At 65.5% G+C, this 20239-nt stretch carries 19 protein-coding genes; 11 read left to right on the top strand and 8 right to left on the bottom strand.

Going from position 1 to position 20239, the window contains the following annotated elements; all coding sequences use genetic code 11:
• Positions 1 to 92: 92 nt before the first annotated feature.
• From HPY83_10605 to HPY83_10595, 3 genes are all read right to left on the bottom strand, one after another.
• Complete coding sequence (locus tag HPY83_10605; protein ID NPV08395.1) at positions 93 to 923, bottom strand: MBL fold metallo-hydrolase; 831 nt, start codon at positions 921 to 923, stop codon at positions 93 to 95.
• Between the two features lie 187 nt (positions 924 to 1110).
• Positions 1111 to 1893 (bottom strand): amidohydrolase family protein, encoded by a 783-nt coding sequence (locus HPY83_10600; protein NPV08394.1) that lies wholly within the window; start codon positions 1891 to 1893, stop codon positions 1111 to 1113.
• Positions 1890 to 2732, bottom strand: coding sequence for a glucosamine-6-phosphate isomerase (locus HPY83_10595; GenBank protein ID NPV08393.1), 843 nt, complete (start codon positions 2730 to 2732; stop codon positions 1890 to 1892). The genes HPY83_10600 and HPY83_10595 overlap by 4 nt, the downstream gene beginning before the upstream one ends.
• Before the next feature lie 212 nt (positions 2733 to 2944).
• On the opposite strand from HPY83_10595, the gene HPY83_10590 reads away from it, so the two are divergent.
• The 4 genes from HPY83_10590 to HPY83_10575 all read left to right on the top strand — a co-directional run bounded on the left by HPY83_10590 (position 2945) and on the right by HPY83_10575 (position 8077).
• Positions 2945 to 3973, top strand: a complete 1029-nt coding sequence (locus HPY83_10590; GenBank protein ID NPV08392.1) for a Gfo/Idh/MocA family oxidoreductase — start codon at positions 2945 to 2947, stop codon at positions 3971 to 3973.
• Entirely contained in the window at positions 3973 to 4779 is an 807-nt protein-coding gene (locus HPY83_10585) for a sugar phosphate isomerase/epimerase (GenBank protein ID NPV08391.1), read from the top strand. Before HPY83_10590 ends, HPY83_10585 begins: the two co-directional genes overlap by 1 nt.
• Positions 4780 to 4922: 143 nt before the next feature.
• Positions 4923 to 5735 (top strand): sugar phosphate isomerase/epimerase, encoded by an 813-nt coding sequence (locus tag HPY83_10580; protein NPV08390.1) that lies wholly within the window; start codon positions 4923 to 4925, stop codon positions 5733 to 5735.
• A 146-nt stretch (positions 5736 to 5881) separates the two neighbouring features.
• Positions 5882 to 8077 (top strand): response regulator, encoded by a 2196-nt coding sequence (locus HPY83_10575; protein ID NPV08389.1) that lies wholly within the window; start codon positions 5882 to 5884, stop codon positions 8075 to 8077.
• Here HPY83_10575 and HPY83_10570 read toward each other — a convergent pair.
• Positions 7983 to 9203, bottom strand: coding sequence for a response regulator (locus tag HPY83_10570; protein ID NPV08388.1), 1221 nt, complete (start codon positions 9201 to 9203; stop codon positions 7983 to 7985). The genes HPY83_10575 and HPY83_10570 overlap by 95 nt on opposite strands.
• 159 nt (positions 9204 to 9362) lie before the next feature.
• Between HPY83_10570 and HPY83_10565 the strand changes: the two genes are divergently transcribed.
• The 5 genes from HPY83_10565 to HPY83_10545 all read left to right on the top strand — a co-directional run bounded on the left by HPY83_10565 (position 9363) and on the right by HPY83_10545 (position 14733).
• Positions 9363 to 10805 (top strand): extracellular solute-binding protein, encoded by a 1443-nt coding sequence (locus HPY83_10565; protein ID NPV08387.1) that lies wholly within the window; start codon positions 9363 to 9365, stop codon positions 10803 to 10805.
• A 103-nt stretch (positions 10806 to 10908) separates the two neighbouring features.
• A complete protein-coding gene (locus tag HPY83_10560; protein NPV08386.1) occupies positions 10909 to 11814 on the top strand; it encodes a sugar ABC transporter permease in 906 nt (301 codons plus the stop codon).
• Between the two features lie 152 nt (positions 11815 to 11966).
• Positions 11967 to 12716 (top strand): carbohydrate ABC transporter permease, encoded by a 750-nt coding sequence (locus tag HPY83_10555; protein ID NPV08385.1) that lies wholly within the window; start codon positions 11967 to 11969, stop codon positions 12714 to 12716.
• An 86-nt stretch (positions 12717 to 12802) separates the two neighbouring features.
• Positions 12803 to 13675: a hypothetical protein gene (locus HPY83_10550; GenBank protein ID NPV08384.1), complete on the top strand. Its 873-nt coding sequence runs from the start codon at positions 12803 to 12805 to the stop codon at positions 13673 to 13675.
• Positions 13672 to 14733: a hypothetical protein gene (locus HPY83_10545; GenBank protein ID NPV08383.1), complete on the top strand. Its 1062-nt coding sequence runs from the start codon at positions 13672 to 13674 to the stop codon at positions 14731 to 14733. The genes HPY83_10550 and HPY83_10545 overlap by 4 nt, the downstream gene beginning before the upstream one ends.
• A gap of 971 nt (positions 14734 to 15704) precedes the next feature.
• Here the strand turns inward: HPY83_10545 and HPY83_10540 are convergent.
• Positions 15705 to 16901, bottom strand: a complete 1197-nt coding sequence (locus HPY83_10540) for a CoA transferase (GenBank protein NPV08382.1) — start codon at positions 16899 to 16901, stop codon at positions 15705 to 15707.
• A gap of 99 nt (positions 16902 to 17000) precedes the next feature.
• Positions 17001 to 17297, bottom strand: a complete 297-nt coding sequence (locus HPY83_10535; protein NPV08381.1) for a hypothetical protein — start codon at positions 17295 to 17297, stop codon at positions 17001 to 17003.
• Positions 17298 to 17468: 171 nt separating this feature from the next.
• Here HPY83_10535 and HPY83_10530 point away from each other — a divergent pair, with 171 nt between their 5' ends.
• On the top strand, positions 17469 to 17714 hold the full coding sequence (locus HPY83_10530) for a ribbon-helix-helix protein, CopG family (protein NPV08380.1): 246 nt from the start codon (positions 17469 to 17471) through the stop codon (positions 17712 to 17714).
• Positions 17692 to 18141, top strand: coding sequence for a PIN domain-containing protein (locus tag HPY83_10525; GenBank protein ID NPV08379.1), 450 nt, complete (start codon positions 17692 to 17694; stop codon positions 18139 to 18141). Before HPY83_10530 ends, HPY83_10525 begins: the two co-directional genes overlap by 23 nt.
• 65 nt (positions 18142 to 18206) lie before the next feature.
• Here the strand turns inward: HPY83_10525 and HPY83_10520 are convergent, their stop codons facing one another.
• Complete coding sequence (locus tag HPY83_10520; protein NPV08378.1) at positions 18207 to 19055, bottom strand: creatininase family protein; 849 nt, start codon at positions 19053 to 19055, stop codon at positions 18207 to 18209.
• Positions 19045 to 20046 (bottom strand): carbohydrate kinase family protein, encoded by a 1002-nt coding sequence (locus HPY83_10515; GenBank protein ID NPV08377.1) that lies wholly within the window; start codon positions 20044 to 20046, stop codon positions 19045 to 19047. Before HPY83_10515 ends, HPY83_10520 begins: the two co-directional genes overlap by 11 nt.
• Positions 20047 to 20239 lie beyond the last annotated feature (193 nt).

Raw genomic sequence — 20239 nt, 5'->3', positions numbered from 1 at the left:
CCGATGGAACGGGGAGCTCATGTGCCGCAGGGCACCCTGACCATTGTCGCGGGATCAGCAGGAATCGGCAGGGTGGTGACGTCGTGAGCGCTCTATCCCACCTCAACCAGCATGCCATCGTAGGCGACGCCGATGTCGTCGGCGCCGTAGATGCGGGTCAGCTCGTCGTGGCTGGGGTTGGCCTGGTGCGAGAAATGGTGGGCGATGGCCCGCATCTGGGGTCCGGCCAGTTCTCGCAGCCGGGCCACCGTGGTTTTGACCTGTTCGATGCCCATGTGGCTGCCGCCGGATAGGTGCCCCATGGTGGCATCAACGATAGCCAGTGCCGGCGGGTATCGGGCCAGGATATCCCAGGCGCCCTCCGGGAAGGGCCCGGTGTCGGTGGCGTAGAGGAGTCGGGCGCCGTCGCGCTCCACCAAGTAAGTGACGCACTCATACTCGGCGCCGCCGTGGGCCGCCGGAAGGGCAAGGATGCTGTAACCGTTGCTACGCACCTCGTCGCCGGCCGTGACAGGCAGGAGCCGCAGGCGGGCCGACTCCAGGGAAGCCCCCATCAACTGAAGCACTGCATCCAGGGCGTCGGCGGGTGCGTAGACCTCTAGCAAGGGGAGCTCGGTCGCCTGGCGGAAGCCAGGGGTGCGGTAGATAAAGGAATCCGCAGCCAGGTGATCCGAGTGCCCGTGGGTGATGATGAGGGTGCGCACGTTGGTGGCGTCCAGGCCGAACTCCTGCAAGGCCTGGAACACGTCGGGGCCGAAGTCGATGAGCAGATCATCGTTGACCAGGAGGGCACTGCGCCGGCGGATGTCGCGCCCGCCGTTGCGTCGGGCCACCTGGCAGTTGTGGCAGGTGCAGAAAGGCGCCGGGAACGACTCGGCGGCGCCGCTGCCCAGGAAGCGGAGGAGCATGGACGGCTGGCTCATGGAGGGATCACCTCAAGACCGAGGAATGGGCGCCTGGTGATTTGGGCCCGGCTGCCCTAGAGACGGACATACCTGGCGACGGCCTCGGCATACTGCGGCAAGTCCTCGGGGCTGTTCTGAAGAGTGAAATACACGCGCCTGTCATCGAATCACGGCGCCCTGTGGAGCATCAGGACGCGTCGCCCTCCTAACACGCTGGAAGCAATGATAGCAGGGTACCACCGAAGTAGGCATCCCGCTGGTCCTGGGGCAGATCCACGGCCTCCACCAGGGCCCGGTCGCGCCGGAGGGCCGCCTCCAGGTCGGTGTAGTGCACGTCCGAGCCCCAGAGGACCTTGCGCCAGGCTTCGGGCCAGTAGAACAGGCTCCGAAAGAACTCGATGTCCTTCTGTACCCTCCACCCCCGGGGCGACCCACTCAGGTCGACGTAGACGTTGGGCAGGATACGGGCGACGGCGGCCGCTTCCTCGTACCAGGGCATGCCCAGGTGGGCGCAGATCAGGCTGAGCTGGGGGAACTCGTGGGCGATGGTGTCCAGGTGGACGGGCCGCATCCGGGCCGAAGACACCCCGCCAAGGTAGTGCCGGGTAGTCACGATACCGCAGTGGAAGAGGCAGGGGAGGCTGTACGCCTGGGCCCGCTCGTAGACGGGGAAGTAGGCCTCGTCGTCGTACGAACGCAGGGGGATGGTAAACTTGAGGCCGCGGAACCCCTCCTCCACCGCCAAGTCCACGTCCTGGGGGCGATGCTGACCCAGCCTCAGGTAACGAAAGCCGATGAACCGGTCCGGGTGCGCCTGCACCGCCTGCCTCACCTGCTCGTTGCCGGCCATGTCAAAGGCGGGGCCCAGGCCGCTGAGGCAGACCCGCTCGATGCCGAGCCGGTCGCAGGTGCGGAGCAGGGACTCGGGGTAGTCGGGCTCGGCCTCCAGGTGAGCGTGGGCGTCAACCAGAGGCGATCTGGGCCTCACGCCAGCCTCGCTACGGGCAACTCCGACACCTCCCGGGTGATCACCAGCCGGGCGTCGTCATGCTCCTGAAGGAAGGATGCCGGTAGAGCGGCGGTGACGGGGCCGTGCAGGATGCGCCGCACCACTGCTCTCTGCCACGGTCGGTTCAGGTAGAACCGCAGCTTGCGGGCGGCCAGGAGCTCTCTCATACCCAGGGTGATGGCCAGGCGAGGGACGACCTGCAGGTCGCCTCCACCAGCGGTGTGGGCGTTGATGGTGCGGCTTTCTCGAGCCAGGGGCAGCACCCGGGTGGGCCGCTCCCTGAACTCCTCGTTGGTCACCGTCTCCCCCGGTTCGGGCGGCTCGTTGAAGGCGATGTGGCCGTTGATGCCTACCCCGCCGAAGCAGATCTCCACCCCGCCCAGCTCGGCCATCCGTTCCGCGGCCGACTGGGGACGGGCGGGGTCGGGGAAGATGACGTGGTCGGGCGCTGGCCGGAGGTCTTCCCGGATCCGCATCCGGTATTCGCGCTCCATGAAGCCCCGAAAGCTGAGGGGGTGATCCTCGGGCACGTAGGTGCCGTCGTCCTGGAGGTACTCGTCCATGTTGAACAGATACAGGTCCCGGCAGGAGACATCGTAGCGGTTGCACAGGGCGGCGAAACGGCGATACTGCCCCACGGGGCCAACCGGGACGATGAATACGGTAGGTCGGCCGGCGGTGTTGTTCGCCCGCAAGGCGTCGAGCATGGTCCAGGCCATGTGGTGGTAGAGATCTACGTCGGTGTCCACGATCTCCAAGGCGATACGACTGCCCCGCCCCAGTTCCTCGGGCGGGATGGCGGTAGGGGATCGCAGCATGTGGGGTGCCTCCTGGTCCGGCGCAGGGCTACGGATGCTGTGAGCGGTCCCTTACAGGTAGCACAGGGGGAGCGGACGGTCAAGGGTGAGGCAGCCACAGGCGCCACCCCCTGGTCAAGAGGCCGGGGTCTACGCATCGCTTGTGGTAGGAACAGGCCACCCCGCCTGCCTGTTGCCTGCCCCCGGAAGAGCGGCTGGACAGGGAGGAGCCCATGTCACGGGGTGAACTAGGAGTGTGTATAGTCGGGGCCGGCATGATGGGGCGCAACCACGCCCGCGCCTGGTCCGCAGTGGAGGGGGCGCGGCTGGTCGCCGTAGCCGACGTGGACCTGCGGCGGGCCCAGAGCCTGGCCCAGGAGTACGGCATCGAGCACGCTTACCAGGACTACCGCCAGGCCCTGGAGAGCCCCGCTGTGCAGGTGGTATCCGTGTGCGTGCCGGCACACTACCACCCGGAGGTGACGCTTTTCGCGGCTGAGAGGGGCAAGCACGTCCTGTGCGAAAAGCCCATCGCCCTGACCACGGAGCGGGCCCAGGCCATGATCGCCGCAGCCCGCAGGAACGACGTGCGGCTGGGGATCGGGTTCCAGTTGCGGCAACTCCGGTCCACCGGCGACATCGTGCGACTGATGGGTGAAGGGGCGATCGGGCGGCCGGCCATGTGGGTGTACACCTTCACCATGCCCATCCGCCCCAAGGTGGCCATGCACGATATGCTCACCGGCAACGGCGGGCCGGTGGTGGACTTCTGCCCCCACCGCTTCGACCTTTGGCGCCTGGCGTTCGACTCCGAGCCGGTGCAGGTGGAGGCGCAGGCCCTCACTCTGGCCCAGGGCCGGCCGGAGCTGGCCGGGCTGAAGCAGCTGGCCCCGGACACCGTGTCCCTCCTGGTGCGCTATGCCTCCGGCGACGTGGGGGCGCTCAGCATCAGCTGGGGGCTGCCGCCGGGAGTGAGCGGCGGGTCGTTCGCCGAGGTATGGGGGCCCAAGGGCCTGATGCGCCCCGACCTCGACAGCGTGCGCCTGTTGACCGAGGGTGGCGAGGAAGCTACATTGGGCCCGTACGGCGAGGACGTAATGGTGGAAGCCATGCGCCATCAGGCGGAAGCCTTCGCCCAGGCAGTTCGAACTGGTGGATCGCCCACGGCCACGGGCGAGGACGGCCTCGCCGCACTGCGAGTCTCGCTCGCCGCGCTTCGCTCGGCGGAGGCGGGCCAACCTGTTGATCCGAGGTCAGTGTGATGGAAACCATGCTCGGCTTCTTCAACCGCCCGTTTCTTCCTCTTCCCTTGGAGGAAGCTCTCGACGCCATTCTGTCCACCGGCACCAGTCACGTGGGGCTGCTGGGCAAGCCCGGTGGGGGCGCCTACGTGGAATGGAACACCCCCTACTCCGAGATCGAAGATATCCACCGGCAGCTAGATGCTCGGGGCATGAGGCTGCACGCCGTGCTGGCCCGAGTACATTTCGATGTGGACAAGGACGAAGCCATCCGGCGCTATCGGGAGTTCATTGATCGAGCCGTGGCCAGCGGTGCCAAACACCTGCTGGAGATGGGTGCCCACAAGCCCGAGACCTACGACACCTACATCGAAGTGATGAAGGCCGTCAGCCCCTACGCTCATGACAGGGGCGTGATCATCGGGATCAAGCCGCACGGCGGCATCTCCACCTCGGGAGAGGAGACGGCCGACGTGGTCAAGAGAGTGGGACATCCTGCTTTCCGGGCGTGGTATGATCCCGGCAACATCCTATACTACAAGCAACTCGACCCGGTGGCTGAGGCGCGCTACTTCGACGGCATCACCGTAGGTGTGTGCGTCAAGGACTGCATCATCGGTACCGATGGCAAGCCGAGCGTCAGCGTCACCCCAGGATCGGGGCAAGTGGACTTCGAGGCCGTGTTCGGTATCCTCAAGGAGGGTGGTTTTTCCGGCGGCCCGTGCCTGATCGAGACGCTGGGTCCGCAGGACCCCGAGGGTGCCGTGCAGGCGGGCAAGCTGGCCATCAAGTACATGAGTGGCGTTCTGGAGCGGGTAGGGTTCTAGTGATACGTGATGCGTGATACGTGATGCGTGACACGTGACACGTGATACGTGATACGTGACTAGACAGACGTCACGCGTCACGCATCACGTATCACGTATCACGTATCACGTATCACGAGTGACGGGAGTGCGACGTGGCCAAACTGAAACTGGGTACGATGGTGAGTCTGAGCAAGGGGCCGGAAGAGGAGTTGGCCAAGGTTCGGGACTTGGGGCTGCCTACGTGCCAGGTTTCCAACTGGGACCCGGCTCTCTATACCCAGGAGATGGTGGACCGGCTCATAGCCGCTTCCGAGAAGTATGGGGTGGAGGTGAGCACCATCTGGGCGGGGACGCCGGGCTGGAGAGTCTGGGACCTGGTGACCGGACCGCGCACCATCGGCCTGGTGCCGGAGTGGCCTCGGGCCGAGCGCCTGGCGGCGCTGAAGGCGGGGGCCGACTTCGCCCAGAAGGTGGGTGCTCCCAGCATCACCACCCACGTGGGCTTTATTCCGGAGGATCCCAACGATCCCCGCTACAACGGCACTATTGACGCTCTCAAGGAGCTCGCCCTCTACTGCCGGGAGCGCGGCCTGCAGTTCTGGTTCGAGACCGGCCAGGAGACCCCGGTGACCCTGCTGAGGGCCATCGAGGACATCGGCATGGACAACCTGGGCATCAACCTGGACCCGGCCAACCTGCTCATGTACGGCAAGGCCAACCCAGTGGACGCGCTGGACGTGTTCGGCCAGTACGTGCGCGGGGTCCACGCCAAAGATGGCGACTACCCTACCAATGGGCGCAAGCTGGGGCCGGAGAAGCCCTTGGGTCAGGGACGGGTGGACTTCCCCCGGCTGGTGCCCAAGCTCAAATCCCTCGGCTTCCAGGGCGCTCTCACCATCGAGCGGGAGATCAGCGGCCCCCAGCAGATCGAGGACATCAAGGCAGCAATCAAGCTGCTGGAGCCGCTGCTGTAGCTCGATAGAACGCGGATGACGCTGACACCACGCTGATCGCCGCTGATCTCTAGGTGCATGCCCTCCCTCTGATCAGCGTTGACCAGCGCACCGTCAGCGTCATCCGCGTTCTATGAGCGCGGTGAACGGGGCAAAGGGAGGTCGGAATGAGGGAGACCTCGGGGGCGCAGGTGCGGCAGAACTGGGCCGAGTTGCAGGAGGGCATGCTGTGGAAGATGACCGCAGTGCTGTCCGCCCTGGCGCTTCTAGGATGGTACCAGCAGGTCTCCCTCCCTGAAGCAGACCTACAACTGGTAGCACTCATCGTAGCCGATGTCTTGCTCCTGGTGGCCACCAGCCTGATCAGGGTTCGATCAGCTTCCTGCAAGGCCGGCGTTGCCATACTCGTGACCCTCTTCTCCACCTACTACGCCCACGCGTACCTCCGCCACGAGGTCGCCGCCAGCTTCTACCTTATTCCCGTCCTGCAGGCTGCCTTCCTGTTGCCAGCCGGCGCAGCGGTCCTGGTGGCCCTGGGAGCCTCGATCCTGCTCCCTGCCGGAGGCCCTATGACCTCAGCGGTCGTCTGGGGACACCGTCTGCTCTTCCTGTCGGTGAGCGCTGTCCTGACGCTGGTCACGTTCGACCTTCGTCAGGCCCTGCGCGACTCCTGGCGTCACGTAGCCGGCGCGACGGAGCTGGCGCGGGAGATCCAGACTCGGCGGCAGCAGGTGAACCGGCTCAACAGTGCCCTCAGGGTCTCCAACGGGCTGCTCAAGCGGAGCCTGCGGGAGCTGGCCCAGGCTCAGAGCGAGGCGGTGGAGGCACGCCGGCTGAAGGAGCAGTTTGCCACCACGGTGAGCCACGAGCTGCGTACGCCCCTCAACGTCATCCTGGGCTTCCTGGAGATGATGCAGAGGTATCCCGAGGTATACCGGGGAGTGGCCTGGACGCCGGAGCTTCGCCGCGACATCGGCGAGGTGCAGCTGAGCGCGCGATACCTCTCCGAGCTGGTGGACGACATCCTAGACCTGGCGCGGGCTCAGTCCCTGAGGATGCCCATTCGCCGTGAACCTACCGACTTGAGGGCGCTCATAGGCGAGGCTGCCGACATTGCCTCCAGGTTGCTGCTCAAGAAGGAGCAGGTAAGCCTGAAGCTCGACCTGCCCGATCACCTGCCAGAGCTTAGCTTGGACCCAACGCGGATCAGGCAGGTCCTGCTGAACTTGTTGGCCAACGCCTGCCGCTTCACCTCGGCAGGCGAGGTAAGAGTGTCGGCGGCTGCAGTTGCCGACGAGGTGGTCGTGACCGTCTCCGACACGGGGCCGGGCATTCCGGCGGAGGAGCTCGAGGAGATATTCTCCGAGTTTCACCAGGCCGTCTGGCCCGGCCGGGAGGGGGTCACCGCCGCGGGGAAAGGATTGGGCCTGGCGATCGCCAAGCGGTTCGTGAACGCCCACGGAGGGCGCATCTGGGCCGAGAGCAGAGTGGGCGAGGGCAGCAAGTTCTCCTTCACCATTCCTATGGCGGAGAAGCAGGTAGCCAGGCTCTCGCCCCTGCTTCCGCCGGCCCCGGGCGGAGAGGCAGCGCCCGAAACGGTAGTGGTGGTGGGGACGGAGAGCACCGCCGCGTACCTTCATCGGCACCTGGAAGGCGCTCAGGTGGTCCAGGCGTCCAGCCTGGGAGAGGCGGTGCGTCGGACGCGCGAGCTTCACCCCAGGGCCGTGATCGTCAGCGCCCCGCCCGAGGCGGACACGGCGACCGCCAGCTCGCCGGCGCCGCTGCTCAGCGAGCCGGTGGTCCTCCTTCAGTGCAGCTTGCCTGCCGCCGGCGAACTGAGGGTATCGGAGTACTGCGACGAGTGGCTGGTGAAGCCGATCAGCCCTCAACAGCTCCTCGGCGTTCTGGGTGGTGACGACGAGGGACAGAAGGTCCTAGTGGTAGACGATGATCCGTCATTCGTGCGCCTGCTGGAGCGCATCCTGAGCGCGCCAGAGGGGCACTACCAGGTCGCCACCGCCTACGATGGACATACGGCGCTGGAAGTGGCTCGGGAGTTCGGGCCCGACGTGGTGCTACTGGACATGGCTCTGCCGGGGCTGGAGGGCAGGTCGGTGGCGCGAGCCCTGCGGCCGGATGGCGCCGGCAGCGGGCCCCGCATCATAGCCATCACCGCCTCCCAGCCCGATCGCGAGGACGCAGGACGCCCGGCACGCAGCTTCACCGTGACGCGATACTCGGGATTCAGCGAGGACCAGGTGATGGCGCTCATCCGCTGTTCTCTTGAGCTTCTGCCGCCGTCGTGGTTGCCTGAGCCACCTGCCTCAGGGTCCGAAGAAGATCCATACGCGACACCGGTTTGACCAGGTAAGCCGAGGCTCCCAGGGCCAGCCCCAGGTCGGGGTCGTTGAGGACGGAGCACACGATGACCGGGATGGACTGGGTCCGCGGATTCAGCTTCAGATGCTGCAGAAGGGTCCAGCCGTCGCTCTCGCTCATCATGATATCCAGAATGACTGCCTCCACCTGCTTATCGGCGGCCAGGTCCACCGTGAGCCTCGGGCTAGGGGCGGCGACGGGATCCCACTCGCTTTCGGCCAGGTACCGGTCGTAGAGGGCCTGAGTGCCGGGATTGTCCTCCACGATCAGCACTCGGCGCCGCTTGGCCAGAGGGATGCTCAAGAGCAACCGGCGCCCATCGGGCCGTTCTTCTGCCTCACAGAGCCACCGTTGGGTGGCTGCCAACTCCAGCGCTACCTGGATGAGGTCAGGCCTGGTGAGCTGCGATTCTGGCACCAGGGGCAGGTCTACTACGGCGTGCCTCTGACTGGTGGAGAGCCGCACCACCAGGTCGCCTTGAGGGTGGCTCTGGACGATGGCACTGAGGACGAGAGTGAGGGTCTGCCGCAGGATGGCAGAGGTGGCCAGGGCCACGGTCTGCCTGTTGGGCGCCTCGAGCGTTATTCGAACGCCTTTGCTCTGGGCCATGCCGGAGACTAGCGCAACGGCGGATCGGATCGCCTCGCCCACCTCGACTGGCTCGGCTCTCTGGGTGAGGGACCTGATCTCCTCTGCCAGTGCGTTGGGCTCGTGAGTGTCGCCCGGCGGAACGCCGATCTCGGTGAAGAAGTTGCTGGTTTGCAGCAGTTGGGCCAGACGCTCCTCGGCCCACTGGAGGTCGCGGTAGACTTGGCGGCGACCCACGGCGAGCTGGCGGGCGACGCTGTCCACATCGAAGCCGGAGACGTAGCGCAGCCGGACGCAGTCATAGGCGCGGGAGGCGGAAGCTGGGCGTCCGGCCCCTGCCGGCAGGCGGAGCTTCTCGATGGCATCCAGCAGTACGCCGCGGACGGCCTGGGCCCGCTGCACCTCGTCCTCGGCCTCCTCTGCCTCCGGCAGCAACCGGGCCAGGGCGCAGTTCGCCAGTTCCTCGGGCATGTAGAGGTTCAGGAGCGCCTCGCGGACGCTTTCCTCGGAGATGCGAGTCATCGGCTCTCCCCGAAGGGCCTGCCCCAGACGGTCACAGCTTGGTCGCAGTTCTGTCACAAGTGTGCTCTCTAGGGGGCTGGGGTGCAAGGTACAATGGAAGCACCGGCGATCCACGAATCTTGCGAGTTCTCTCGCTGCGCGGAAGGTAGGAGGTCGAGGATGGCTACTACGAAGCTCGTGAGCAGGCGGTCGCTACTGAAGGCTGGAGCGTTGGCGGGTGGGCTAGCATTGGCCACGGGTTGCGCCGCCGCCGGAACGCCGCAGGTGATCGAGAAGGTGGTAGAGAAGGAGGTCACCGTCATCCCGAAGGAACGGGAAGCTAAGGTCACGGTGATCTGGCGCAACAATCCTAACGAGAAGCGCTCCATGGAGGACGCCTTCGGCATCTACAAGCAGATCCGCCCCAACGTGACCGTGGAGTACCTGGTGGTGCCTTCCGGCAATGAGGGCGAGCAGAAGCTCCTCTCGCTATTTGCGGGTGGCACCCCTCCGGAGATCTTCGCCTCAGTGTTCACCGCCGGGCTGGTGGATTACTTCTATCGAGACATGGTGACCGATTTTGTGCCCTACATCGAGCGGGATCAGTACGACCAGAGCGACTTCGAGGACGTGGCCCTGGAGACATTTCGCTTTGGTGACAAGCAGGTGGGTATGCCGCGTGGTGGCGTATGCACGTGCCTGTTCCTCAACCTAGATCTGTTCGATGCTGCCGGCATCGAGATCCCGCCTTCGTCTTGCGAAGACGATTCCTGGACTTGGGACACGATGGTCGAGATGGCCAAGGCCCTGACTCTGGACACCGACGGAGATGGCCGGCTGGACCAGTACGGCCTGGTGTTCGGCAACTTCAACCACAACCAGTTCCCCATGCTATGGGGCACTAGCGCCTTCCTTCCCGAGCAGTTCCAGTACGGCATCGCTCAGGGGCACAACTTCCTCGATGAGACGGTCATCGCCTCCTTCCAGGCCGGGGCCGACTTGATCTGGAAGGACCAGGTGGCCCCCAGTCGTGAGGCGACGGAAGCCCTAGCGGCCCTGGGTGCGGGCGGCGTCTTCATGAGCGGCCGCATCGCTATGTACGCTAGCATCGCCGGGCCCAGCATGGTGCGTGATGCCAAGTTCAATTGGGGCATGGCAGCCTTCCCTCGGGGCGGGCCAGGGATCCAACAGCGGATCATGACCTGGACGGGGCCTCTGTGCATGGGCTGGGGCTGCGCCGAGCCGGAGGAGGGCTGGAACCTCATCAAGTTCTTCGTCGGCGTGGACGGCCAGAAGCTGATCGCCCCGTATGCCGTCATCGGTACCTCCCGGAAGTCACTCCGTGAGTGGTGGGCTCAGCAATACAAGACCGACCCTGAGCGCCTGCTTGAGGTGGAGCAGCTGGGTTACGCGCATGGGCTGGAGACGCCCAACGTTCGCACTGTTGGGTGGCCTGAGGTGACTCAAATCGTGGGATCAGGGTTCGACCCTCTGTGGTTGGGCGAGAAGACGGCCGAGGAGTGCGTCTACGAGTTCGCTCCCGCCCTGGAGGCAAGGCTGCAGGAGCTTTATGCTGCCAACGTGGAGAAGGCCAGGTCCACCTTCCCCGGCTACACCGGCTAACTTGCCCACTAGCTGAACCAGGAGAGGGGCCACGGCGGAGCCGTCCTCTGCCGGACTGGGCCGCGGAATGGCCCCTCCCACAGGCTTAGCAGGAGTCACCTGGATGGGTCTGCAGCTTAGCGCCTCGCGGCGAGAAGGCGTGCTGTTCTACTTGTTCATCGGGCCGGCCCTTCTGGGGTTGCTCATCTTCACCCTGGGCCCCATGGTAGCCTCCTTCTATTTCAGCTTCTGTGACTACGAGATAGTGCGCCCGCCCGTGTGGGTAGGGCTGGCCAACTACCATAAGATGTTCTTCGTGGACAAGTTGCCGGTACACGCCCTGGGCGTGACCGCCTACTACAGTTTCGTGGGGGTGCCGCTGCGCCTGGTGGCTCAGTTTCTAATCGCCCTGCTCCTGAACCGGGCTTTGTTTGGCCGGAGCCTCTTCCGCACCATGCTGTACCTGCCCAGTATCGTCTCCGGGGTGGCCCTGTCTCTGCTCTGGGTGTGGCTCCTGAACCCGGAGTTCGGGCTGATCAACTACCTGCTCTGGGAGGTGTTTCGCATCGAGGGGCCGCGCTGGCTGTCTAGCCCGGAGTGGGTGATTCCGGCTCTCATTCTGATGAGCATGTGGGGCATCGGTGGGGGTATCGTCATCTGCCTGGCGGGCCTGCAGGGCATCCCTGAAGAGCTCTACGAGGCAGCCGAGCTGGATGGGGCCAATGGCCTGCAGAAGATGACGCGCATCACCGTCCCTCATATGACGCCGGTCCTCTTCTTCAACCTGGTCATGGGGATTATCGGCTCCTTTCAGGTGTTCACTCAGGGATACGTGATGACGGCTGGTGGACCGTCGAACGCTTCCCTCTTCTACGTGCTGTACCTCTATTGGAACGCCTTCAACTACTTCCGGATGGGTTACGCCTCCGCCCTTGCCTGGGTGCTCTTCGCTATCATCTTGGCCATGACGGCTCTCATCTTCCGTTCGTCCTCGGCCTGGGTCTACTACGAAGGGAGCGTGCAGATGTGACGACGCGCGCCACCATAGCCCCCTCAAGAGCTGCCAGGACGGGTCCTCAGGCCTGGCTGCGCCGGCGCAGCGTCCGCAGGACGCTGGCCAACGTCGCCACCTATGTCACCCTGGTGATCCTGGCGTCGGCATCGGTTCTGCCGTTCCTCTGGATGTTGTCTACCTCTCTGAAGGATCCGGGGTCAGTGTTTCTGTTTCCTCCACGCTGGATCCCTGACCCGATAGTCTGGGGCAACTACTACGAAGCCCTGACGTTCTTGCCCTTCGCCCGCTACTTCGCCAACACGGCCTTCATCACGGTGGCCAACATAGTGGGGACGCTGGTGAGCGCTTCCCTGGCTGCGTATGCCTTCGCTCGGCTGCGGGCCCCGCTCAAGGCGCTGATGTTCCTCCTGATACTGAGTCCCATGTTCCTGCCAGGGCAGGTGACCATGATCCCCCTGTTCATCCTGTACCGGCACCTGAACTGGATAGACACCTACAATCCGTTGATCGTGCCCGCCTTCTTCGGTGGAGGCGCCTTCAACATCTTTCTGCTACGTCAGTTCTTCACCACCATCCCGCTGGAGCTGGACCACGCGGCCCGCATTGACGGCTGCGGGGAGGTGAGCATCCTCTGGCGGATCATACTGCCTCTGTCCAAGCCGGCTCTCGCCACCGTCACCATATTCTCGTTCATGGGCCACTGGAATGACTTCCTGGCCCCGCTCATCTACATCAACTCGTCCTCTAAGCTGACGGTCAGCGTAGCGCTGGCGCGCTTTCGAGGGGAGTACGGCACCACAGCCTGGCACCTGCTCATGGCGGCATCCATTGTGGCCGTGTTGCCCTGCATTCTGATCTTCTTCTTCGCCCAGGAGTACTTCGTCAAGGGCATTCAGATGACGGGGATGAAGGGGTAGACCACCGGTCGCCGGGACGTAGGAGTTCCTGGGCGGCCTATGCTCGTCAGCGATGGTAACCGACTAGAGAAGAGGAGGAACCGAACGTGGATGATCTCACCAACAGGGTGCGACAGGTGGCTCGGGAGGCGGGAGCGGACCTGGTGGGCATCGCCGGCATCGAGCGCTTCGCCGATCTGCCACCAGAGCACAGCCCGCTCTCAATCTTCCCCGAGGCCCGATCGGTGGTGGTGGTGGGCAAGCGCATCGTGCGAGGAGCATTGCGGGGGGTAGAGGAGGGCACCCAGTTCTCCAACTACGACCTCTACATCGGCAACTGGCTGAACCCTTTCCTCTCGGCCACCGTCTTCGAAATCTCCGCCTTCCTGGAGAACAATCGCTGGGAGGCAGTACCGTTGATGAACCTGCCCACCCAGATCCCGCCTATGGGCATTGCCGTGCGCCCCGGTCAGCCGGAGCCCAACGTGCTGGTCGACTGCGATGAGGCGGCCGTACGAGCTGGGCTGGGCGAGATCGGATACTGCGGCCTCTTGCTCACTCCGCAGTACGGTCCTCGGCAGCGGGTCGAGGCCATCCTCACCGACGCCGTGCTAGAGCCCGACCCGATTCTCACCGAGCCGGTGTGCGACTATTGCTTGGAGTGCGCCAAGGCCTGTCCCCTGGGTGCTATCAGCCTGATCCAGAAGACCACGTACGAGATCAGCGGCAAGGAGACGGTGGTCGGCCAGATAGACCACAGCAAGTGTGCCATCTGCCAGAACGGGGCCCGCCCCAACCGGTACCACAAGGATGCTCCGGCGGACAGGACGGCGGCAGTGTGCACCCGTACCTGTGTGGCCCATCTAAGCGCCACTGGCCGGTTGGCGGATACACCGCGCCTGCCGTTCCGTCGTCGTGACCCGTGGACTCTCCTGCCCCACAACATATGGAGCCTGGACAGGCGGAGGAATATCGAGTGAAGGAGCTCACCAGCCAGGCAGTCAAGGAGTTCGCCCTCTCGCGCGGACTCGACCTGTGCGGCATAGCCAACATCGAGCGCTTCCAGGACGCGCCGGGGCGAATGCACCCTGCCGGCATCCTGCCCGAGGCCAGATCCGTTATCGTGGTGGGCAAGCGCATCCTGCGAGGGGGCTGGCGCGGCATCGAAGAAGGCACCTACTGGCCCACCTACACCTACTTCGACTATCACGGCCTGCTCAATACCTACTTCATCCAGCGCCCGCTCTACGATCTGGCCTGCTTCATCGAAGATCACGGCTGGGAAGCGGCGCCGCACTACTCCGGAGTGCCGGAGACGCAGCCGGACATCAAGCCCCTTCGCCCCGGACAGCCGGCGCCGGACGTGCAGCTGGCGATCCGCATCGCCGCCCTGGCGGCGGGTCTCGGTGAGATTGGCTGGTCCAAGGTATTCCTGACCAGGCAGTTCGGCCCCCGCCAGCGCTTTCACGCCATCATCACCGATGCCCCTCTGGAGCCGGACCCCCTGGTGCCGCCGGGCACCATCTGCGATCGGTGCATGGAGTGCGTGCGCGGCTGTCATCCCGGTGCCATCCCTCACCTGCGCGAGAACAAGACGGTTCAGATCAGGATCGAAGACTACACCTACACCTGGGGCGACATCCAGCTGGGCAAGTGCGCCCTGAGCTATCACGGCGCCGACGCCACCATGTCTCCCTTCATTCACAAGTCGCTTCCGGGCTGGAACTTCGACGTGTCGCAGCAGCAGGTGGGCGAGGAGGTCGGCTACAAGCTGGCCTGGACCCTCTCGACCTCCAAGTGGCGGGCCACCAAGCAGTTTCCATCGGGCTACCTCATCGAGGGGCACGCCAAGCTCCAGGAGTGGGGCATCGCCGGGAGTTACGGGGTGGAGGGCTCGCGCGGATGCATGCGTAGCTGCTTCAACCACCTGGAGAAGACCGGCCGCATCGAGCAGACGTTCGCCGGGGGCGAGTTCATCAGGCGGCCGCGCTGGGCTCTACCGGTACAGGTGGACCCGAACCAGCAGGGGACCCGCTAGAACGCCGTTGCCGTCCTAGAGGGGCCAGAGCCAAGGAGGCCTCGCCAGTTGCGGCCAGATTCCACAGGTACTGGCCCGACAGGGGGCTCTCCTGTCCTGAGGTGGTGCGCCCTCCGCCCGCTCGTCCGCTGCTTAGGCGCCCCGGCGCCGAGACGGGACCCAGCACATACGGGTGAGTCGAGGGTCGCTCGGCGGGGGGCGTGCCATGAGCTGTGCCGCCTCTCGCTCTCATTCCGAGCCTTCCGGGGGCGATGCCCGTGCCCCTCGCTGGGCACCTTCAGTATGCCGCCTCTCGCTGTGATTCCGAGCCTTCCGAGGGCGATGCCCGTGCCCCTCGCTGAGCACCTTCAGTATGCCGCCTCTCGCTGTCATTCCGAGCCTTCCGAGGGCGATGCCCGTGCCCCTCGCTGAGCACCTTCAGTATGCCGCCTCTCACTGTCATTCCGAGCCCCGCAGGGGCGAGGAATCTCCGGGATTCGGGGGTAGTAGACCCCTCGCTGGCGCTCGGGGTGACAGGTGGCTTGCCTCTGGGGCGGGCCCGCGCTGCTCGTACCGGCGCCGAGCCTGCGCCGCTCGCTCGGGGTGACAGGTGGCTTGCCTCTGGAGTGGGCCCGCGCTGCTCGTACCGGCGCCGAGCCTGCGCCGCTCGCTCGGTGACAGGTGGCTTGCCTCTGGGGCGGGCCCGCGCTGCTCGTACCGGCGCCGAGCCTGCGCCGCTCGCTCGGGGTGACAGGTGGCTTGCCTCTGGGGCGGGCCCGCGCTGCTCGTACCGGCGCCGAGCCTGCGCCGCTGGCGCTTGGGGTGACAGGTGGCTTGCCTCTGGGGCGGGCCCGCGCTGCTCGTACCGGCGCCGAGCCTGCGCTGCCGCTCGCTCGGGGTGACAGGTGGCTTGCCTCTGGAGTGGGCCCGCGCTGGCCGGGTGATCGTTGCGGTCGCTGCTGCCAGCTCCCACTACTGTGCGAGGGGTCGGGCTAGACCACACCCCTCTCCCGCAGGCGCGCTACTTCCTGAGAAGGAATCCCCAGCAACTCCCGTAACACTTCCTCCGTGTGCTGCCCCAGCCTCGGAGCTGGGCCGGCTATGGCCCCCGGAGTATGCGAGAGCTTGATGGGCACGCCCGCCATGCTCATAGGCCCAACCTCTGGATCCATCACCGTCTGGATCATCTCTCGCGCCAACACTTGCGGATCAGTGGCCAAGTCGGCCACGGTGTTTATGGGCCCGCAAGGGATGCCTTCGCGCTCCATGTTCTCCAGCCACCAGGCAGTAGGATGGCGACGGACTATCTCGGCCACCAAGGGCTCGAGCTCGGCGTGGTTGCAGGTGCGGAGATCGTTGGTGCGGAATCGCGGGTCCTGGCACAGCCCATCGCTTCCTACGACCCGGCAGAAACGTTCCCAGAGCTGATCGTTGCCGATGGCCAGAACTACCTGCCCGTCGGCGGTATCGAAGGCTTGGAAGGGCGTGATGCTGGGGTGTCGGGTGCCCAGCCGCCCCGGCACCTCGCCGCTGACGAAGTAGCGGGCCAGAGCGTTCTCCAGGATAGCCACCAGGCAATCGAGCATGGCGATGTCTACCATCTGTCCTTGGCCGGTGCGTTCTCGGTGGTGGAGCGCTCCCAGCACTCCGATGACGGCGCAGAGCGCCGCCGTCAGATCGGCGATGGAGACGCCTACTCGGGCCGGTGGGCCGCCTTCTTCGCCGGTGATGCTCATGATGCCGCCCATGGCCTGGACCACGGCGTCGTAGGCCGGGCGACGGGAGTAGGGGCCGGTGTGCCCAAACCCGGAGACGGTAGCGTAGATGAGCCGAGGGTTGATGGGGCGCAAGGATTGGTAGTCCAGCCCTAGCCGCTCCATCACCCCGGGCCGGTAGTTCTCGAGGAGAATGTCGGCCTTCTCGGCGAGCCGCATGAAGATGGCCTTGCCCTCCGAGGTCTTCAGGTTCAGACTCAGGCTGCGCTTGCCTCGGTTCACGCTGGCAAAATAGGCGCTCACCCCATCGCGGAAGGGACCGAAAGCGCGGGCGTCGTCTCCCCGGCCGGGCATCTCCACCTTGATGACTTGGGCGCCCAGGTCGGCCAGAAGCATGCCGGCGAAGGGACCGGCTAGCACGCGGGTGACGTCCAGGACGAGCAGGTCCGTGAGCGGACCGCGGGACGAGGTCAACTACACCTCCGGAATAGCCATGTTGACGGTGGCATCAAGGGTAGGAGGGCAGCCGGACGCTGTCAAAGGACGCTGGCGTCACCCGATGCCTCTTGGGGATCAGATGCGGCGCGGCTCGACCTCGGTGGTCTCCCCGTCGCCGAGATGGTGCCCCAGAGGCCAGCGGTCGAAGCGCCACTGCTGACCACAGGGGCACTGCACCGTTGTCCCCGGAGTGGAGGGCTCCTCCAGCGGGCGGCCGCAGTCGCACTCCCACCACTCCCCCTCGGCGGTGGCGACCAGGCAGTTGAGGTGCTCGTAGGCCCCCCCCGAAAGGGCGTCGGGAGAGCAGCCATCATCGCAGCTCTTTCGAGCGCATCCGTCGGGGCAGGGGTTACCTCGGTTCGAGGCCGTCATGAAGGCAGTATGCCGCGAGCCCGCGTCGGAGGCAAGCTGCCCTCTGGGCGGGTTCTGAGGCCGTCAAGGGCGCGGGCTTCACCTGGGGTGCTGGCGCCGCGTCCACAGGGCTGGTCACCGTGGTTTGCGAGCACTGCGTCGCGTGCTACACTAACTCACGTGGAGGGACGAGTGGAGAAGCAGAACGTTACCGTCTCCGTTCCCAAGGACGTCCTGCGGAAAGCGAAGCTGCTCGCGGAACGACGCCGAATGTCGCTCTCAGCCCTGATAGCCCGCTTTCTGGAGCAGTTGGTCGAGGACGACGAGGAATACGAGCGTGCCCGGCAGCAGCATATGGAACTGATGGAGAGAGGTTTCGACCTCGGCACCTACGGAAAGCCTCCTGCATCTAGGGATGAGCTACACGAACGCCGCTAGAGGCTTTCAGTTCGTAGATACTAACGTCCTGGTCTACGCACATGACCCGACTGCTGGGGCCAAGTACGAACGGGCTCGGCAACTGGTCAGTGGCCTCTGGGAAGCCAGGGAGGGTTGCTTGAGCGTGCAGGTGCTGCAGGAGTTCTACGTTACCGCAACGCGTAGGACCGCGCGATTGCTCTCTCCCACGGATGCGGCCAAGGTGGTCTCGTCTCTGTCCTTCTGGCGGGTCCACAGGCCCAGTGCCAGTCACGTCTTGGCCGCCATTGACCTGAGCCAGCAGTACTGCATCTCCTTCTGGGACGCCATGATCATCGTGAGCGCCGCCCGCCTACGCTGTAGCACTCTCTGGACCGAGGACCTCAATCACGGGCAGACCTACGACGGCGTGAGGGTTCTCAATCCCTTCGCCACGCCCGCGGCCTGATCCACCCTTCCACGCTGTCCCTCACGGGTTCGGTACCGAGGACGCCCCCATGGCCTGTCTGCGCCTCAACCGTTCCTCGCTCCCTCGATCCTGATCTGCCGTAAGCTCTCCCGCACCCGTTCGGCCAGCTCGGATACGATCTCTTCCAGAAAGATGGAGCCCGCCTCGGAAGTGGCGTAGCGAGGGTCGGACTCGGTGCGCACCGTGTGCTGGGGGGTGGGCCGGCCGGAGAAGGTGGGACCGTCCACCACCGCCCAGTCCACGTTGCGCAGGGGATAATCCAACGCCGGTAGGCGATCCAGGTCCACCCGGGTTGGGTGCAGAGCCAGCATGGCCGAGGTCTCGTAGATATCGGCGTGACCGGCGGCGGTGGTCGGGGTACCCGTCTCGTCCTGCTCTTCTGGGAAGGGCAGGAGCACCTCCACTCGGGCCTCGGTCCTGGCGCTGAAGAGCGCTGCCAGGCGGTGTAGGGTAGCGATCTGGTTCTCGGCCCCGTGCCCGTTGACGATGGCGATCAGGCGGTAGCCCAGCTCCACCAGGCGGGACAGCGCCTCTCGCACCATCAGGGCGAAGATCTCCTCCGGGTAGTAGGGACTGGGGAGCGCATTGGCGGGGAAGTCCATGCCCACCACCCACTCATCGCCCTGGAAGCCGATGTCGCGCAGCATCTCGGGACGCCGCTCTCGCTCCGTGCCACAGAAGATGCAGGGGTGTACCACCCCGCCCACTTTCCGAGCCAGCCGAACTGCCACCTCGTGGGCTAGAATGACGTCTACCCCGAGGGGTAGGTGGGGCCCGTGCCACTCGATACAGCCGGTGGGGAGGAACACCAGGGGGCGATGGTTACGCTCTGCCAGGATCTCGTCCGGCCTCAGGTACTCAAGTCGCGTCTCCCGATCGGGCTCACTCAGCACGGTCCCCTCCTCTCGGCTCTTCCGTTTCAGTGGCACGGGCGAGATTGGCCGAAGCGCTCGCCTGGCCGATCAGTGTCAATGCCTCCTCCAGAGTTGGCTGTGCCGCCGTGCCACCGGCGGCCCGGGCCGATAGGGCGCCGCAGGCGCAACCAAGTTGCAGGCTCCGCTGCAGACTCCAGTGGTGCAGGAAGCCGTACACCAGGCCAGCGTTGAATGAGTCTCCTGCTCCAGTGGTATCCACCACGCGGACCGGATAGGACTCACAAGCAGCGCGCTCATTGCCAGTGGCGGCGATGGCCCCCCGCCTCCCCAGCTTGATTGCCACTAGGGGCACTCGCTCAGCGAGCACCGCCAGCGCCTCCTCTGGGCTGTCCGTGCCGGCTATGCGGGGCGCCTCCTCCTCATTGGGCATGAAGACGTCCGCCCCCGCTAAGGCCCGGGTGACGGCACCGTCCCACTGCTCCTCTGGGTCCCACCCTGTATCGAGGGAGGTAGTGCAGCCTAGACGGTGGGCCCGGGCGAAGAGGCCTTCCAGGTCTGGCAAGAGCCGTCTCTGCAGGAAGGCAGAGCTAACGTGCAGGTGACGGGCCGAGCTCAGGTGCTGGTCGAGCACCTCGTCGGCGCGCAGCTCAGCGATGGCACCGGCGTAGGTGAGCATGGCCCGGTCTCGGGGCTCGGAGAGGCTCACAGTGATGCCCGTCTTGGGCTCATCCACCCGGTAGACGGCTTGGATGTCCACTCCGCGCTCCTGCATCCCCCGGAGCATGAAGTCGCCGAAAGCATCCTTCCCCACCTTACCCACGAACGCCACTCTCAGACCCAACCGGGCGGCGCCGCAGGCGAAGATGACGGAAGAGGAACCCATGGTCAGGGTGGCGTCGGCTACTAGCTTCTCTCGACCGAACTCCGGGCGAACCGTTTCCCCCGTCAGGATGAGGTCCACGTTGATCTCACCCGCCACAACTACATCGAACTCGCGCGTTGCGGCCATCGCCTCTCCCGCCGGTGCATCGCCGGAAGATAGGACGTCCCCCCAGCCCTGGCGGGGCGAGTCTAGCGCCGGAGCCCCGCTTCCGTCAAAGGCGACGGGCTTGCCAAGAGTAATTGCTACCGCTACAGTCAACATCTGCCGCGTCCCGGCGTCTGCTGGCAGGAAGGGTCTGGCCCAGCTGTCGAGCGGACCA

It is taken from the genome of Anaerolineae bacterium, assembly GCA_013178015.1.
Taxonomy (GTDB): domain Bacteria; phylum Chloroflexota; class Anaerolineae; order DRVO01; family DRVO01; genus Ch71.
The sequence above is the reverse complement of the archived record's forward strand: the minus strand, read 5'-3'. Positions and strand labels throughout refer to the sequence as shown.